Raw genomic sequence first — 15,638 nt, forward strand, 5'->3', positions numbered from 1 at the left:
ATTGTAAATACAAGGCATGAAGTATCAGGTTTTTAGTGCTTCATGCCTTAAGTTTTTAAGGTTTCCTTAAAAGCAGGAAAACTGTGGCGCATGGCAAAATCAGCCCGGATATCTGTCTCTTTGCTTATGGTGTGTTTGTTTGCTGGCACTGTGTCTTCAGCGCAGGCGCATCGGGTTGTAAGATTTTGCAAACCGGATGATTTATCAGTGCAGTTTGATAACGGGCAAGGTGAGTTTGATGGCATGTCTCACAGCGGGGCATGGGTTGTTCTTTTTAACCGCAGTGCTACGCGCTGTGCTGTGCCTGCGTTGCCAGTTATACAGCTTGAAAATGCTCAGGATCATGTTCTTGCGATAGGTAAAGCAGCGCAACTTGCCCCTAACCAACAGCCGAGCCAGAAAATACTTAAACCCCACATGCAGTGGCGGGCCAGCATGTATTGGGTTTCTGGCAACGTGTATGATGGGGGCCAATGTGTTTCACCCACTCGTGCTGTGTTGAAACTTCCTCTGGGTGATGTGGTCGTTAATTTTCCAGCATGCACATTATGTGGGCCATCCCAAATGCCACTTACGTTTGAGCAAGGGCAATTGCAGCAGGCAGCGCGTTAATAAGGCAAAGCGTGTTCAAAACTTAATGCTGTGAGTATTGCAGCGGCATCAGGGGTGCACTGTTTTTTATTGCAGGCTGTTCACCTTTTCCAATTTCTCCTTTAGGACGCCTCCAAACCTTTAACCGGAGAGCCGGATAGTTATGCCGCATGTTTTTCTTCCTGTACTGGCGTTTGCTGCTGCGTGGGGTGTTCTTGTTTTAACACCGGGCACGGAAACGGCCCTTATTATCCGGCTAAGCATCAGTGTAGGGCGTACAACCGCTATTGGTGCGGTGCTTGGCATTGCTGCTGGCCTTACCTTGTGGGGGATTGGCACAGCAGTTGGGTTAAGTGCGCTTATTGCGGCATCTCATACATTGTATCTTGTGCTGGAATGGGCCTGCGCAGGATATCTGCTCTCTTTAGCTTTTCGGTTGTTGGTTAATGTCCTGCGTTCCACGCCAGAGACAGAAACGGATTCCGAAAATAAGGCCCCCAAGGCATTTTGGTCTGGCTTCCGGCGTGGGATGTTTACCACAATTTTAAACCCCCTTGTTGGGGTGTTTGATCTTACAGCCTTTCCACAGTTTATTCCCGCAGATGTTAACGCCGTAACATACGCGCTTTTACTGACTGTGGTGCAGGCTGTGTTAATACTGACATGGTATTTTACATTGGCCTTTACAGCACTGTTCTTTAGCCGCTTTCTTACTAACCCGTTTGTTATTCGTGTTCTGGATGGGTTAACGGCCTTGGTTTTTATTATTTTTGCCGTAAGGCTTGTTATAAGCGGCTAATGGAGAACGGTTAAGAAAACTTTCGGAATCTCTTCATGTTTTTCTGAAAACGGGATTCCTTGGTTTTCTGCTGCATGGCAATTAAATGCCGGAAAGCAACAGACATAAGCGCACAGCCAATAACAAACCCTACAAGGGTGAACATTACCAAGGCAGATGTGCTGTAAACAGCCCATGATCGGGTATCGGGCAGGGCGTCCCATATGGGTTTCAGCCAGCTTATACTGTGCGGATCATGCACCGGTATGTTCGCACGCAGCATGGCATCCTTAATAATTACCATTAAGGTTAGGGGTAATGAAAGCGCCATTAAAAAAGCACCAGATACCCATAGCAGAATGTATCTTCGTTCCTCTGTGCACATTTCATTTTTTCCCTTACATGTTCTTGAGATCATGCAATTGTGCATAAGTAACGCCACAGCTCTGCTTGAAGTTGCGTGCTACGGAAAGGTAGGGAGATACTTTGGCTTTCTGTTGCAAAGTATTTTTTGAGTATCTATTGAAAATAGTTGAAAGTTTTTGTTGAAACGGCAAGCTAAAATAAATTACGGCGGATAGGCCTGCGTGTAGCAGGCCCTCCACCATAAAATTTTAGAGGTGTGTGAACAGGCTTTTTTCCGTCAGGCGAGATTTGGGCAGCTTGGCGTTAAAATCTGCATCGGAATGATAACCGAGAGAAACCAGCACAGCGGGGGTAAGCCCTTTTTCTTTCAGCCCCAGTTCTTTATCCAAAACGGCGGCATCAAACCCTTCCATAGGTGTTGCATCTACCCCCAGAAACCCGGCTGAAAGAAGCAGAAAGCCGAGTGCAATGTATGTCTGCTTTTGTGTCCATGCCGTTAGATCGCCTTCCTGTTCATGCAGGCCGACAAAGGTGTTCCGCCCTTTGGTAATGGACTCTTTAGTGGCGTCATCTGCATAGCGTCCGTCTATCTGCTCCTGATCGGTAATGGTCTGGAGGTATTCGGCGGGCAGGCTGGTGCGAGCGCAGAGCGCGATAACGTGGGATGCATCTGTAACGCGTGAGAGATTAAAAGCGAACGGGCCGCTGGTGGCTTTGGCAATACGGGCTTTGCCTTCATCATCATCAGCAACAAAAAAATGCCACGGCTGAGAGTTTACGGAAGAAGGGCTATAGCGCAGCGCTTCCAGTAACTGGGCAAAGATATCTGCCGGAATTTTGCGGGTTTTATCGTAAGCTTTGGTGGTATGCCGATGGGTAAGGGTTTTAAGAAGCGTCACGGCTGCTCTCCTAAGCTTTATCAAGGGGGTAACGGTAAGCGTAACTTCGTAACCCCAAAAGGTCACGGGGCTTTACGTTAATAAATGCTATGCTGAGGAATATGCAGCCAAAATAGAGTGGAAGCTTGGCTGCAAAAAGCGGCTTACAGCATGGTGTGCGCTACGCGGCAAGCTGCCAGATCCCATACTGCGCATCCAACGGATTTAAAGAACACGGGCTGCGTTGGGTCTGGGGGCGTATCCAGTGCTTGTGCCAGTGCGTGCACATTGTTCCAGTTTACGCCTGCTTGCAGAATGTCTCCGGCTTCTGTTGGCGCGCCAACGGGGTCATCCACATAAAGCTGGCTGGCACGTACAGTCTGTGGCGCAATTTCTGCCATATCGGGGCGGTAGGCGCCTACGCCAATAACAAGGCAGTGCGAATCAGCTTTTCCATCATAAATGGGGGTTGTGCTGGCTGTGGTGGTTATCACAACGTCAAATGGAGTTTCTCTGGGGGCTTCTGGGCGTAGTGTCAGTAAGTGCGTTGCGTGCTGCTTGCAAAAATGCTCTGCCCGTTCTGGGGTGCGGCCACGGATAATAACCTCGATGCCCGGATACAGGGCGCAGAGCGCCTCTACATGCGCAAAGGCTTGGGTGCCTGTGCCAATAAGCAACACCCGATTGACTGCGCCAGTAGCAAATGTGCGTATACCCAGCATGCTCATGGCTGATGTCCGGCGCATTGTTACGGTGGGGCCATCCAGATTGAAAAGGAAGCGCCCATTATGTGCATCTGCGCATGTAATGATGCCCTGTATGGTGGGAAGGTGGAGCGCAGGATTGTTGCCAAAAATTGTGAGTATTTTGGTGGCAATCAAATCTTCCGCCACGGTTGGCATACACATGAGCGTGCCATTGCCATCTTGCGTAGGAACAACGGTGCGCGGAGGGCAGGTAATGGCACCGTTTGCGTAATCGCGCACGGTGCGGGCCAGCATGTTCACCAATGCTGGGAATGGTAAAAGTGCCTGTGTTTCTGGCGCACCATAATATTGCATGTGGGGTGTGTTCCATATTTTCAGTTCAGGATGATGGCGCGGATTGCACTGCGCAACACAATGCACGTCAAGGTGCAAGAACCTGAAAAATATGGCGCGCTACAGTGTTGAGGTGGTGCCAGTGCGTAATCTTCGATGAATTGGAAAGATTCTGAATAATTCTGGCAGAGGTATATCAGCTATGTGGAATGTGATCGAAACTGCTGTGGTCTAGGAACGCTATCTCTGTGGGATAGGACTGGGAAGCGTTGTGATGATATTCATTATGGAAATGACCGTAATAGGGTTTGTAGCATCTCTGCTGATAGCAAAAACAACTGATGCCTTAGCCAATGTTGTCAATATCTGGCCTGAAGATTGGGGATGATCTTCTTTATCAAGAGGATAGAGCGTTAAACGCGATGTTTCCGCTTATGTGCGGTCGCCTTGTAAAAGCAACTTGTGGGCCGATAAGGTGTTTATACGTTAACAGGTAGGGGAGAAGCATGGTGCAGCGCGTAATTGCCGGACTGGTGCTTGTTGGCCTTCTGCCTATAAGTGCAAATACTGTGTGCGCTCAGAATACGGGCCAGAATCAGCCAGAAAAACCGCCCACCACCTATTACTGGCATAACTGGGCGGATCATAACGGCGTAAGCCATATGACAAAGTGCCCACTCCATCATTATACTCTCAAGACAATGAACAAGCCTGCGGCACCTCAATGGTCAGATGAGCTTTTCAAAGGAGAAGCCCGGATTATTTCAACAGTGCAGCCCGACCATTGGAACGGTGTTTGGCATACTGATCCCAAGGTGCAGTGGATTATTCCACTGCAAGGCACGTGGTTTGTTCAGGCAATGGATGGCACACGTGTTGAAATGGGGCCGGGGGATATATCTTTAGGTGAAGATCAAAGGACACTCCCTGATGCGCAGGGGCATAAAGGACACTTGGGCGGGAATGTGACATCCGGCCCGGTAACGCTGATAGTGATTCAGTTGGCCGAAGCGCCTACAGTGGATGAAGCATGCCGCTTCAAATAAAATATCAGGCTTGAAGCACTTAAAATAAGGCGCAAGTGAACGCAACGCGCACATCACTAGGGTGTGTCGTCAGTTAGTTCCTCATGATGGTTGAAACGAGTTGGACGGCTGTAAGGAGGGTTGATTCCGGCTTGTTGTAAAGTGGAAAAAAGATTGTCACCTGCGATGACGCTGCTTCGGTTGGCACGATAGAAGGGTGACACCAGCCGTATCTTCAAAATCGTCCGGATGTGCCGTGAGAGGCATGGACACGACATCGTCGCTCCGACGATGGTCGGCATAAACGAACCTCAAATAGTAAGACTGGTCGTCGTTCGAAGGATCGCCATCAAACATTTTGTTCCATTCCAGCAGATCGCGCCGAAGTGGCGATCCGACGCCGTCGCTTCGGGTCCAGACCGCCGACACACAGGTTGAAACACGCTCGACGCGCATGATCAACCGCCCATTGAGAAACGCTTTTCCATCGAGCTCCTCGTTGAACATCGTATTGCCGTAGTAAGACTGTTCCTCCAAAGACTCCGGCTTGGTGCCCGCGTGTGCGGTGCCACCGATACAGACAGCGCAAATCAGGCTTAGGATAGCGCGGATCATTAATATCGTCCTTCCAGTAGAAGCATGGCCTCGTCGTGCCGTCTCTTGACCAGCCCCCTCAAGACCTTGCCTTTCGAGCGCACCTGCTCCTCGATTATTCTGACGGCCTTGCGTTTGTCGCCGCTGTTGATAGCAGCACGGACGCCCGGCCAGCCTCGTCCTGGATTGTAGACGAACGAGACGAGGGCATTGAACTCGTTTTGTGTCAGGTAGACATGGGTGCCTCGACGAACGATCGCCTCGTAGCTCGGGAGATTGACTTGTAGAAGGTAACTCTGCTGATTGTTCGTCAGATTGACGAGATTTTTATTATCCCGGGCGAACTTCCTAGCCGCTTCGCCACGCAGGCCAGCACCCGCTGCCGCCTTAGTCGCCAGATCTGGGGGGATTTTTATGGACCGCAATTTCTGCTCGACCTCCGCCCGGGAACGGTCGCGCATGTCATAGCCAGGTCCAAGCGTTACCCCAGACGCCCCGCCCGGCCAGTGCAGATGGTTGCTGACACCCCTTTACTCTTCATGGCGTTCAATAAAACCGCGTCCTTGAAGCGATGTCTTAGTCGCGCTGGGAGCACGTGACGATTCTGACGGTGACCGGGTGTAGGACGGATTACAGGTACAGTTTGAGCCAGACATGTTTCCTCATTTCTTGTGGCTTGATGCCACAGGTAAGCTAAAAAGTTAATCAGCATGTAGCCAGACCTTTGGCCCGGTTAGGGGGTTTCTGGTTTGGCAGATAGCGTCTGACGATGCTGATGCGTTGGTATTCGATATGATGTGTTCTGCAATGCAGACACAAAAAGCCCGCCGGGTCAGGGGGCTTTGCGTGGCGTGATTGATCCTTGCCATAGCAATTTTGGAGAGGATCATGATTTTGTTGGAAAGTCCGGATCAGTGGGCAGCACTGCCGGAACTGTATTTAATATGTAGCAAAAACCGCGCGCGGATACCAAGTGGGAAATAGACTGGCTGAACGCCACCAATGTCTCGTTTTGAGAAATTTTTAGTCACTCGCACATTTCCAACATGAGGGCGGAGCAAAGCGCTTTTATCTGTTCACGCGGCTCTTGGTTGCGATAAGTGGAGCGATCAGATATTTTTCTGCCTTAATCTGTGGGGACAAAGCACAATGACTTCTCCCTTTTTTCCGGTCTGATTACTATTCAGGAACAGGTGGATGGGGAAATTTCGACGCTCTCGTTTTTTCGGATCACTGGTTGAACCGCGCAAAGACCGGGAAGGCTGGCTTCCCCAGCGTAAATTCGATCGACTGTGCCGCAGGGAATATGCCGCGTGGCGCATGTGGCGCCGCTTAAGAGGCATTGCATTGATAATCCTCTGCTTTCTGGGCTTCTGGGCCATGACTGCTGTATCATCGTTTCTAAATGGTCATCGTCAGCCATTGCCAGCACATGTTTCGCATCATCACAAGCAGCATATGGCGAAGACACACGGCATCCACGAAAGCCGCACGTAGCGCACGCTGATGTAAGATTTCTGCTTTTCCGGGGTACTCAAATCCTCTTTTCGGGGAGACCTGCACAAATATATTCATTCATTTAAGCAGTATGTCTAATTCATCATCTTCTGTTCATGTCATTTCAGGTCTTCCTAGATCTGGATCTACTCTTTTAGCAGCACTGCTGCGGCAAAATCCTCAGATTATTGCTGCACGTCACAACACGCCCGTAATGCCAATGCTCATTCGGATAATGTCTCTTATGAGTGAGGGAGAATACCGGACAGAATTCAAGAACGGACAATGGCAGCAATTGATGCGGGGTATTGTTCGTTCTTATTTAAACCCCGGTGCCCAGAATCATGTCATGCTAGACATCAATCGGGAATGGTGCGCGCACGCTGGATTGCTAAATAGTCTTTATCCGCAGGCAAAGATTATCTGTTGTGTGCGTGATCCTGTCTGGATACTTAACTCGTTTGAACATCTTATCACACGGGATCCTTTGTTGGGATCACAGTTGGTGCCGATTGCACATCGAGGAAATCAGCATGACCGTATTGATTACCTCGTATCGCGTGATGGGGCCTTCGGTTATGCGTGGCGGTTACTAACAGAAGTATTTTTTGGCCCATTTTCGGATAAAGTTATTTTTGTAGACTATGACAGGTTCGTTAGGGAACCTGGATTTGTCATGGAGCGCCTCACTCAACTCTTGGGTATTCGTCCTTTTGCATATAATTTCGAGCATATAGAAACACCGGATGCTGCTGCATTTGATGCCGCACTTGGCACTCCAGGCTTGCATTGTCTGCACCAAAGTGTGGTGGCCAGTCGAAAACGATTGATTTTGCCGCCTCATATCGTGGAGCGCATGGCACATCAGATGTTCTGGCGAAAACCAGATTTAAATTCAGGAGGCGCCGTAGTTATCGCCTGAGACGAGGTATCCGCCGGAGTTCGGAAGGATTGATGCCAAATTGCTTACGAAACGCTGCTGAAAAATGCCCAGGATTTGCATAACCTAGCCGTGTTGCAATGGTTAGTATGGATTCATCATCTTTAACAAGCTGGCGGTAAGCTTCGTGCATGCGTTCTTTTTGAAAAAGCGCGTAGATGGTACTGCCAAACAGCATACGAAAATGTCGTTGCAAGCGTGAGACGCTCATTCCCGCATGACGGGCAAGCTGATCCACGCGGGGTGGCGATGCAAGATCTGCCAGCAACATATCGCGGGTATCGTTCAATCTGCGTATTTCGCGTTCGGATAACGAGATATTGGGAGGTGTAATATGGCAGATCTGTTCAATGAGCGACCCCATAAAAGACAGGCTTTGTCCGAGCATTTGCAACTGGCTGCCTGGCTGTTTAGGGCTTGTGCCTACGCTTCGTAATGCATTTGCAAAAGAAAGAAGCTGCCGTCCGCCACGAACCTGATTAAAATAATGGCCAGAACGCAGTTTCTGATCAAGACATGTTGCATCTTCAGCTGACAGACTGGCCAGAGTTGTGGGGCTGAGTGTGATTGTTACGCCAGTTCCGGCCCCGGCTGTTTTTGTAAAATCAATGCGACATCCAGGACGATATGCAACATAGGCATCATCGGGCCTGCTTAGGGTATCGTAAGTTGTCAACCCATCCCAACACCGTGTTGCCATATGAGAATTTCCGCCTGTGTAGGCTCCAAAATAGATCAGGTCATCATCATGGTAGGCGGAATAGCTGAAGTCATGTTTGGTTTGTGCGTCCCAATACAGGATTTGTAGGCCGGTCTGAAGAGCAATCAAGCGCGTATAAGCGTTGAGTCTTATCATGGAAGATTGCGTTGTGTCTGTTTGACTACTTTCTGGTGCATCTAGTGGGGGATTGGTCTCTATGCTTTTTTTTGTCATCGTTATGACGCTTCTCTTGGTTTAAAAACGATAGAAATTGAAATTATATCTTGAAGAATGATAAATTATATTTCTTGAAATGTTATTCTGTCTATTAAGCAGCCCAGTAATGCTGCAAGACACCTCCAGCTCCAGATCACCAGCCGCATTCATGAAAAACGCGTGATTGCGAATACGATTGTCTCCAGTTTAATGTCTGCGCATTAAATACCATAGGTTTGAAGATTTCCTCAACCACGTTAATCCAGAGATACATGATTTTGGAAAACTTGATGCGGTCAACATCATCGATCGCATACGTGCCGTATGCCGGTATCAAGCAAATCCGCCGCTGTGGCTCCAAGGGTTTTTGAAGGTGGCTTCTGGAAAAGCACAGGCAATCTGGTAGGCAATAGGGGTTTTGGGGCCAACATTGCAAACTTGGAGGCCATAGGCTTGGGAGAGGTTTTTAAAAGGAGACGCATAAAGAGGAATGGCGGCTCCTTTATTACTGTGTTTCCCGCAATTATTTTCACGCCTTTGTCTATGCGCCAAGTCCCTAAGCTATGGCTAGAGGCCGTATGGCTTTTCTAGTCGTGTCGGCTTACGCCTTCATGTCGAACATCTGTGTGTGGTTAAACGCCCTGTCGTTTCATTCTTCACATCGAAGGAAGACGTCGAACGTGCTATTCACAAAATGCTCAAGGATAACGGCCCCAGAATTGATCGCTGGTTCAAGAACGCCAGAGATGGAAAAACAACCCAGTTTGACGGATATACCTCAGAAAGGGGAACTGTCGTCATCGAGAATGCCAATCGGCAGCGCAAGGCTGCGCGGCACATTCAGGTTACACTTATCAAAAAAGAACATAATGGAATGAGTTACTATGTCCAAACTGTTAAACTATACTAAATATGATATTCTCGACATGTTTCCGCGTCTCACTAATCTGGGCGCCAGCTCGTTTGGCGAGGATCCTGAGCTTTTTGGCGATACGCTATTCGAGGTCATTGAAGATGCGCCGCGGGGCACTGGTCTGCCGTTCAAACAGCAGGCAGTCAACGAATTAAGGACGTTACTGGCCTATAGCGATGTAGATCTCGATCGTGTCAGTTGGGCTGTGCTCAGCATAAACCCCACGGCGGATGTTGAAGAACCACCCAACTGGGGCAATTTTCCAAGCCTGCGGGCGTTCTGGTCAGCCGTTCTGCACGCTTTTGAAAATGATCCCGAAGTGCGGGCGGGAAAAGAGATTGACCCCGACATGTAAGATGGCACCCTAAGAGCCCAAGGCTACCTGCGTTTTGGGAAGGGTGCATTTTCATGAATGCCAAGATGGCGCAGGCCGGATATTGACAAATTAACATATGAGGTGATTCCCAATTTTGGGGAATTTGGCCTTAAATGGCAGTTTTACGGTGCTTTTTGTTGATTCCCAAAGAGGCATGATTCTGGCGGGAGACGCTCTTACACTCGGGTTGGGTGCCTACCTACATCTTCGTAATATGCCGCAGCAGTTAAGCGGTATATCCGCCTATGTGGAACTGAGCGGGGGCTTATCTTCGATAGTTCAAATGTCAGCTTTGAGGGAAGCGGATAGTCTGTTTTTGGAATGCCAACACATGGAAACAGACATTTCTGTATTCCATGTTGGTGAATACCCGGCTCCTACACGTTGCGGTCAATCTCTTTTCCTGCCTGCACTTCGGGGTCATTTTCAAAAGCGTGCAGAACGGCTGACCAGAATGCTCGCAGGCTTGGAAAACTGCCCCAGTTGGGTGGTTCTTCAATATCCGCCATGGGGTTCATACCAAGAACAGCCCAACTGACGCGATCGAGATCTACATCGCTATAAGCCAGTAACGTCCTTAATTCGTTGACTGCCTGCTGCTTGAACGACAGGAAATGACCCCGCGGCGCATCTTCAATGACCTCGAACAGCGTATCGCCAAAGAACTCAGGATCCTCGCCAAACGAACTGGCGCCCAGATTAGTGAGACGCGGAAACATGTTGAGAATATTACGAGTGGTATAGTTTAACAGTTTGGACATAGTAGCTCATTTCATTATGTTCTTTTTTGATAAGTGTAACTTGAATGTGCCGCGCAGTCTTGCGCTGCCGATTGGCCCTCTCGATGACGACAGATTCCCTTCCAGAAGTATATCTTCAATACCTGTCTTGGTTCCCGTTTGGGTCTTCTTAAGCCAATTATCAATATTACGGCAGGCCAGTCTATGGCTGACCTGATGTAGACTGAGGTGTATTGGGTGCATGCCGCCAATATCTGTTAAAGATATGGTAAGTTTATCTTTAGTTGATTGCTCTGGCGGCCATTTGCTTACAGTGATTGTTCTTTAAGAATCACAAATTATGAATATTTAAAATGGCGGAATATTTTATCTGCCGTGTCAACAAGTTGTGCATGGTGAATTAAATAAACACCCGTAGTAGCGGCAGCTTCTCTGGCTGGAGCGGAGAAGGTTGAGTTTGTGACAACAATAGCTGCTTGAGCACCTTGGTAGGTTTTAGCTGTGTAAACTTGCTGAACAGCGGCATTTCCAACTGTTCCACTATAAAGTTTGCATTGTACAACAATCTTCATGCCTTCTTTTTGCGCAATAACATCTGCTCCTTGATCACCACTTTGTTTTGTAGCTTGGGCATCCCAACCGGCATTTTTTAGAAGCAGCGCGCAATACTGTTCATAATCGAAGGGGTCCATGCGAGGGTCAAAAATGGTTGGATTACTGCGATATACAGTTGTGGATGTGCTTGCTTCCAAGGGTTCGGAAGCAAGCTGCTCAATTAAGCATCCGGCAGCAACACGCAGCTTATCACGTCTTTTTTCATCTTGTATGCGAGGAGAGATGATTGGAGAAATACGCGTGTTGATAAAGTAATTGATTTCTTTAGCCCATTTTGTGACATCAACTGTCCCATATGCATCAGATGTTAATTTCTGCGTTATTGCGATTTGAAGATTCTTTTTTTGCGTATAAATCTCAGTTCTTATTAAATCCCAAGTTGCTTCATATTTATTCTTTCTGACCTTATGGCGAAAGAAGATAAAAACCATTACAAGAACAGCGAGAATAATCATCCACAGGAAAGATTTACGGCTTTCTTGCGCATGGGTAGGAGTTACAGGAGATGTGTATTCTGGCTTGCTTTTTGAGGTAACATGTACAGCAGCCGATGAAGTCATGAGTTTGGTGGCATCATCGTCGGAAAGGAAGCCTGTTGGGTTATGGTCTCCTGTATTTTTTTGCCATTTTATAATAGCTGCACGCGTGCTTTCCCCATACACACCATCAGCAACACTTCCTGCAGGCATATAGCCGAGATTAATAAGTTGTTGCTGTAATTTGATATGTTCATTGATATCTCGGTTAGCTTCTTCCAAAGGAGCGCCCGATAATTTTGTTTTATATTTATTTGTAATTTCTGCCATTTTGGAAATGTAGCAATCAGGATCTGCTTTTGGTGTTTCTTCTCCATGAGCAGACGGATCTATGCAGGCTTTTAAGGCGTTATCATCCGAGATAGCTTGCTGCTTAAGGGCTTTCCAGCCAGTTTTTCCAACAATCTGACGCAGTGCGTAGTATGTTTGATCAAAGATCAACTCATGCTTTGCAGCACTGCTGTTTTCACACAGCATTGTAGCGATACTATCTTTGGAGTGATCAACATGACAATCAAAATCAGGATTGTAATGCCCGAATGCTTCTAATCCACCAGAGCTTTCAGCTACGGCGGGATGCACCAAAGATGATGCTTCAGAAGAAAATTTTGACGAATGATTTCCATCAAAATGGGAGAAAATAAAAATACCGCCAAAAATAATCGCAATACCAACAATGCCACTTAAGCGTTGCTCAGCTTTCTTACGGCGATAGTATTGTCTGTTATAGGCCGCTTTCTTGTAGTCTCTAGCCCAGAATGGTTTTGAGCTTCTGCGGCCCATAATAACCCTCCCCAAAAAAGTTTCGTCATACCCTTGGAAGAAAATTTTGGGGAGTCAGAGGTTACAATCCTACCAAGTCACGGCATGATTTCGTCTCGGGATATATCCGGCATGGGCTAGGCATATCGGGAAACCATAGCGACCGCTATCTTTTTGTTTTTACTGGATATTTTTCAGAAAAATGGTGGAGGGAGTTTCTTTCAAATGAGCGTCCCACGTTGTTCCCTGACGTTCCAAAATGTGTATATTTTCTAAGGTGTTAATTCACTGAGAGTCCACGGTCGTTCATGGGCGTTCCTCCCAATTCCAGTTGTTAAGGGGGGTAACAAGAGGGGTAAAATCAATGAGTCGCCTTCCTCCCAATCAACTGTCTGCCTTGAAAGTATCCCGGCATAAAAGTGGGGATTTGTGTGACGGAGGTGGGTTGTGGCTCGTTGTGACGGGTGGCTCTCGGCTATGGGAGTTTCGTTTTAAATCTCCAGTCACAGGCAAGCGCCGTCAGATGAGTTTGGGCAGTGCATATTCACTGTCTTTGGCTGATGCGCGAGAAAAGGCTGCAATAGTGTCGCGGCATGACTGAAAACCGCCTGGATCCAATTATTGAACGGGAAAAGGAAAAAGCAGCGCGTGAGTTGGAAAAGGGGCTTACGTTTGCAGAGGTGGCAGCCCAATACATCAAGGCACAGACGCCTGCGTGGAAAGATCATCGCTCTCCTGCGGTGTGGACTTCATCCCTTACGCAACATGTATTTCCTATTTTCGGTGAAAAGAGCGTTCGTGATGTGGATACTCAAGATGTGCTCACAGCCCTCCGTCCAATTTGGACAGAAAAAACTGAAACATCAGGGCGCATACGCGGGCGTATAGAACGCATTCTGGATTATGCACGTGTGCAGCAATGGCGTGAGGGAGAAAATCCAGCTCGATGGCGCGGGCATCTTTCTGTCATGCTTCCAGCACCATCCAAAATTACTAAGGTGCAACATCACAAAGCAGCGGAATGGAAAGACATTTCAGAAATTATGAAAGCTCTTCAGTCAATTAACGGTATGGCAGCTAAAGCCGTTCGGTTCTGTTGTTTAACAGCGGCACGCTCTGGAGAGGTTCGTAATGCTGTGTGGTCTGAAATTGACCTTTCTGAATCTCTTTGGGTTGTCCCGGCAGAAAAAATGAAAGCTGGGCGAGAGCATAGAGTCCCGTTGTCTGGTGATGCAGTCAAAGTCTTGCAAGAGGTCTTGCCGCAAAGAGATGCGGTTGCTGGAGATCTTCTCTTTCCTGGCGCAAAGAGGGGAAGGCCTCTTTCAGATGTAGCCGTCAGTAAGGCTCTGCATCATGCTGCTGGTACCAAAGAGGTGACTGTGCATGGTTTGCGTTCCACATTCCGAGATTGGGCTGGGGAGACAAAAGTTTGCTCGCGTGAGGTAGCAGAGGCAGCACTTGCTCATGCTGGAAAGAGCAAAGTAGAGGCGGCTTATTTTCGGAGTGACCTTCTGGATTTGCGACGTCCGCTGATGGAGGCATGGGCAGCGCAGTGTCGTGAATGACCGTCAGCGCCATTCAGTATATCATTTTTCCGGTGTTACTGGTGTTATCGGTGTTACCGCACATTAGAACCCGCAGGATACTGCCGATTTTCACTATGGTAGGCGGTAACACCTTAGAAAATTGCCTGTGTTACCAGTGTTACCGGAGCGTCATTGGGGTGCCATTCTGAAAAGATATTTTGTGTTGGCTTCATATGTTCTCAATTGCTTATGATACTAAAATATAGTATCTAAAAAACATGAAAGCCAAGCACCGCCGCACATTGGAACTGATTTTCAAGCGTCCTGTTTCGGGCAATGTGCCATGGGCAGACATTGAAGCTTTATTTGTTTCCCTAGGGGCGGAGGTGTCTGAAAGAGAAGGCTCCCGCATAGGGGTGTTCCTGTTTGATGAGGTAAAGGTGTTTCATAGACCTCACCCCAAACCGGATACAGACAAGGGTGCTGTAGCCTCTGTAAGAAAATGGCTTGAGCAGAATGGAGTGACGCCATGAACAACGTAATGGAAATTGGCGGCCATCGGGCTGTTATTCAGTTTGATCCTGAAATCGGGATGTTCCGGGGTGAGTTTCTGGGGCTGAACGGAGGGGCTGATTTCTACGCAGATAGTGTGGCAGGCCTTCAGCAGGAAGGGGAAACTTCCCTCCGTGTCTTCATGGAGATGTGTGCTGAGAAAGGCATTGATCCCGTGAAGCATTATTCAGGCCGGTTTGTTGTGAGGCTACCAGAAGACGTTCATGCACGGGTAGCTGAGATTGCTGCAGCACGCGGGATCAGTCTTAACCGACTGGTGCAGGATGTTTTGGCACAGGTTGAAGGATAAACTGTTTCGCGCCAACCCAAGCCCGTTGAATAGACGGATTTGAAAATGGGCCATTTGCTGCCCATTCAGCCTGTATAGCTTTTGTTTGCTGTTATCTCCGCTGTTAGCAGCATGCCAGAGGTTGGATTTCAGTGACCTCTCTTTGCTCAGCCGTGCTGTTATCAGCAGTGCAGATTATGCTGCTTGTCGCTGTTAGCAGCAAACAATTCCAGTCCGATTAAATCAAACGCAACTGGCCGCTTGAACAGGATTTAGTGATTTCCGCCAAGTCATTGTTTTTGCATGATTTAGGGTAATTTTTTCGTAATTAAAAACTCCACCGGAGGGATACTTTCCGGGGCCTGTGCAGAATTACAAAGGTCGCTGCCTCGCGCGCGTATTGGTTACAAAACCCTGACCGTTTTCGAATATCGGAAAAGCCTATCTTAGCGAATTCCTGAAGCACGAGGTTTTGCGTGATTTGCGTGCGCTTAGATCGGGCCTTTTGCGCTTCTGAAATCGCGTTTTGGATTTCAGTTTTTTCAGTAGGTTGAAGGCTGTTTGTCCCGCCGCTTTCTCGCTGTATCCGGCTCGAATGGCGGCTTGTACCTGTTGGGTGCCTAGCACTACAGTTGCATTTTGTGTCGTGAGTGAGCGCGGATAGCACTGGCCTGATGCGTTCGTCGAAAGACGGACCATCTGAG

Annotated in this window: 17 protein-coding genes and 1 pseudogene; 9 read left to right on the forward strand and 9 right to left on the reverse strand. The window is 48.2% G+C overall.

The genetic code is table 11. The features are described 5' to 3' along the window. The first annotated feature begins 90 nt into the window (after positions 1-90). Complete coding sequence (locus FKW19_RS08165; protein ID WP_089178767.1) at positions 91-612, forward strand: DUF4232 domain-containing protein; 522 nt, start codon at positions 91-93, stop codon at positions 610-612. Positions 613-754: 142 nt separating this feature from the next. Further along, the gene (locus tag FKW19_RS08170) at positions 755-1,390 is read left to right on the forward strand and encodes a LysE family translocator (protein WP_089178768.1); all 636 of its coding nucleotides are present in this window, start codon (positions 755-757) and stop codon (positions 1,388-1,390) included. Positions 1,391-1,400: 10 nt separating this feature from the next. Here FKW19_RS08170 and FKW19_RS08175 read toward each other — a convergent pair whose 3' ends face one another. The 3 genes from FKW19_RS08175 to FKW19_RS08185 all read right to left on the reverse strand — a co-directional run bounded on the left by FKW19_RS08175 (position 1,401) and on the right by FKW19_RS08185 (position 3,674). Beyond that, positions 1,401-1,754: a hypothetical protein gene (locus FKW19_RS08175; RefSeq protein WP_035353987.1), complete on the reverse strand. Its 354-nt coding sequence runs from the start codon at positions 1,752-1,754 to the stop codon at positions 1,401-1,403. A gap of 229 nt (positions 1,755-1,983) precedes the next feature. Beyond that, positions 1,984-2,634 carry an oxygen-insensitive NAD(P)H nitroreductase gene (nfsB, locus tag FKW19_RS08180; RefSeq protein WP_089178769.1) on the reverse strand — a complete coding sequence of 217 codons (651 nt, stop codon included), beginning with the start codon at positions 2,632-2,634 and terminating at the stop codon, positions 1,984-1,986. A 143-nt stretch (positions 2,635-2,777) separates the two neighbouring features. Beyond that, positions 2,778-3,674, reverse strand: coding sequence for a delta(1)-pyrroline-2-carboxylate reductase family protein (locus tag FKW19_RS08185; protein WP_089178770.1), 897 nt, complete (start codon positions 3,672-3,674; stop codon positions 2,778-2,780). Between the two features lie 485 nt (positions 3,675-4,159). Between FKW19_RS08185 and FKW19_RS08190 the strand changes: the two genes are divergently transcribed. Next, positions 4,160-4,699 carry a cupin gene (locus FKW19_RS08190; RefSeq protein WP_089178771.1) on the forward strand — a complete coding sequence of 180 codons (540 nt, stop codon included), beginning with the start codon at positions 4,160-4,162 and terminating at the stop codon, positions 4,697-4,699. A 156-nt stretch (positions 4,700-4,855) separates the two neighbouring features. Here the strand turns inward: FKW19_RS08190 and FKW19_RS08195 are convergent, their stop codons facing one another. Both FKW19_RS08195 and FKW19_RS08200 read right to left on the reverse strand, forming a co-directional pair. Further along, a complete protein-coding gene (locus tag FKW19_RS08195; protein ID WP_089178772.1) occupies positions 4,856-5,293 on the reverse strand; it encodes a hypothetical protein in 438 nt (145 codons plus the stop codon). Beyond that, positions 5,293-5,733 (reverse strand): glycoside hydrolase family protein, encoded by a 441-nt coding sequence (locus tag FKW19_RS08200; protein ID WP_089178773.1) that lies wholly within the window; start codon positions 5,731-5,733, stop codon positions 5,293-5,295. The genes FKW19_RS08195 and FKW19_RS08200 overlap by 1 nt, the downstream gene beginning before the upstream one ends. A gap of 1,127 nt (positions 5,734-6,860) precedes the next feature. On the opposite strand from FKW19_RS08200, the gene FKW19_RS08205 reads away from it, so the two are divergent. Further along, on the forward strand, positions 6,861-7,691 hold the full coding sequence (locus FKW19_RS08205) for a sulfotransferase (protein ID WP_089178775.1): 831 nt from the start codon (positions 6,861-6,863) through the stop codon (positions 7,689-7,691). Here FKW19_RS08205 and FKW19_RS08210 read toward each other — a convergent pair. Further along, positions 7,681-8,643, reverse strand: a complete 963-nt coding sequence (locus FKW19_RS08210) for a helix-turn-helix transcriptional regulator (RefSeq protein ID WP_089178776.1) — start codon at positions 8,641-8,643, stop codon at positions 7,681-7,683. The genes FKW19_RS08205 and FKW19_RS08210 overlap by 11 nt on opposite strands. Before the next feature lie 676 nt (positions 8,644-9,319). Here FKW19_RS08210 and FKW19_RS08215 point away from each other — a divergent pair. Both FKW19_RS08215 and FKW19_RS08220 read left to right on the forward strand, forming a co-directional pair. Next, on the forward strand, positions 9,320-9,535 hold the full coding sequence (locus tag FKW19_RS08215; RefSeq protein ID WP_238331364.1) for a hypothetical protein: 216 nt from the start codon (positions 9,320-9,322) through the stop codon (positions 9,533-9,535). Then, the gene (locus FKW19_RS08220) at positions 9,510-9,893 is read left to right on the forward strand and encodes a hypothetical protein (protein WP_238331363.1); all 384 of its coding nucleotides are present in this window, start codon (positions 9,510-9,512) and stop codon (positions 9,891-9,893) included. The genes FKW19_RS08215 and FKW19_RS08220 overlap by 26 nt, the downstream gene beginning before the upstream one ends. Before the next feature lie 398 nt (positions 9,894-10,291). On the opposite strand, the gene FKW19_RS08225 is transcribed toward FKW19_RS08220, so the two are convergent. Continuing rightward, entirely contained in the window at positions 10,292-10,675 is a 384-nt protein-coding gene (locus FKW19_RS08225) for a hypothetical protein (RefSeq protein ID WP_238331362.1), read from the reverse strand. Between the two features lie 317 nt (positions 10,676-10,992). Continuing rightward, on the reverse strand, positions 10,993-12,588 hold the full coding sequence (locus FKW19_RS08230; protein ID WP_089178779.1) for a restriction endonuclease: 1,596 nt from the start codon (positions 12,586-12,588) through the stop codon (positions 10,993-10,995). 343 nt (positions 12,589-12,931) lie between these two features. Here FKW19_RS08230 and FKW19_RS08235 point away from each other — a divergent pair. The 3 genes and pseudogenes from FKW19_RS08235 (at position 12,932) to FKW19_RS08245 (ending at position 14,955) form a co-directional block, all read left to right on the forward strand. Then, positions 12,932-14,132: pseudogene (locus FKW19_RS08235) on the forward strand (tyrosine-type recombinase/integrase). Positions 14,133-14,371: 239 nt separating this feature from the next. Then, complete coding sequence (locus tag FKW19_RS08240) at positions 14,372-14,626, forward strand: type II toxin-antitoxin system HicA family toxin (RefSeq protein WP_006116155.1); 255 nt, start codon at positions 14,372-14,374, stop codon at positions 14,624-14,626. Further along, a complete protein-coding gene (locus FKW19_RS08245; RefSeq protein ID WP_089178780.1) occupies positions 14,623-14,955 on the forward strand; it encodes a type II toxin-antitoxin system HicB family antitoxin in 333 nt (110 codons plus the stop codon). The genes FKW19_RS08240 and FKW19_RS08245 overlap by 4 nt, the downstream gene beginning before the upstream one ends. 307 nt (positions 14,956-15,262) lie before the next feature. Here FKW19_RS08245 and FKW19_RS16070 read toward each other — a convergent pair whose 3' ends face one another. After that, positions 15,263-15,601, reverse strand: a complete 339-nt coding sequence (locus FKW19_RS16070; RefSeq protein ID WP_202980433.1) for a terminase small subunit — start codon at positions 15,599-15,601, stop codon at positions 15,263-15,265. Positions 15,602-15,638: the final 37 nt, after the last annotated feature.

It is taken from the genome of Acetobacter sp. DmW_125128 (assembly GCF_008704325.1).
Taxonomy (GTDB): Bacteria; Pseudomonadota; Alphaproteobacteria; order Acetobacterales; family Acetobacteraceae; genus Acetobacter; species Acetobacter oryzifermentans.